The 598-nt window shown below is 76.8% G+C and carries 1 protein-coding gene; it reads right to left on the minus strand.

Features of this window, described 5'->3' with window-relative positions:
• Positions 1–598, minus strand: a 598-nt coding sequence (locus N866_RS18695) for an MMPL family transporter (RefSeq protein WP_155855498.1), incomplete at both ends; no start/stop codon positions are given.

Here is a 598-nt window from a genome sequence, read left to right on the forward strand (position 1 = left end):
CGCTCCGCCAGGGCGCGGGCGAGGCCGTCGACGCCGGCGGTGGGGAGGTGGACCAGCGCGACCCGGGACCGGACGGTCGCGGCGCGCACGGGGAGCACGAGCCGGGTGACGGTGAGCAGGCCGGCGTCCGGGGCGAGCCGTCCCGCGAGGGTGAGCAGCAGCGCGCTGACCGCCTCCTCCGCGTCCGCCGCCGCGGCCCCGGACCCGCCGGGTGCGACGACGCCCCGGACGACGAGCGAGGTGCCCTCCGGCACCCGGACCGAGACGTCGGCGTACACGCGCCGCGTCGGGTCCTGCGGGTCGGTGAGCGACAGCCCCGCGGCCGCGACGACGTCGCGCGCGCCGGGCTCGGGCCACTCGGCGAGCTGGAGCTCGTGGGTGAGGCCCTCGCCCTCGACGTCGAAGGACGGCAGGCGTCGGTCGAGCCAGCGCGGCATCCACCACGCCTTGTCCCCGAGGAGCTGGAGCACCGCCGGGACGAGCGTCATCCGGACGACGAACGCGTCGACGAACACCCCGACGGCCAGCGCGAGCGCGATCGGCTTGATGTTGGAGTCGCCCTCGGGCACGAAGGCGACGAAGACGGCGACCATGATCG

Source organism: Actinotalea ferrariae CF5-4, from assembly GCF_000603945.1.
Taxonomy (GTDB): domain Bacteria; phylum Actinomycetota; class Actinomycetes; order Actinomycetales; family Cellulomonadaceae; genus Actinotalea; species Actinotalea ferrariae.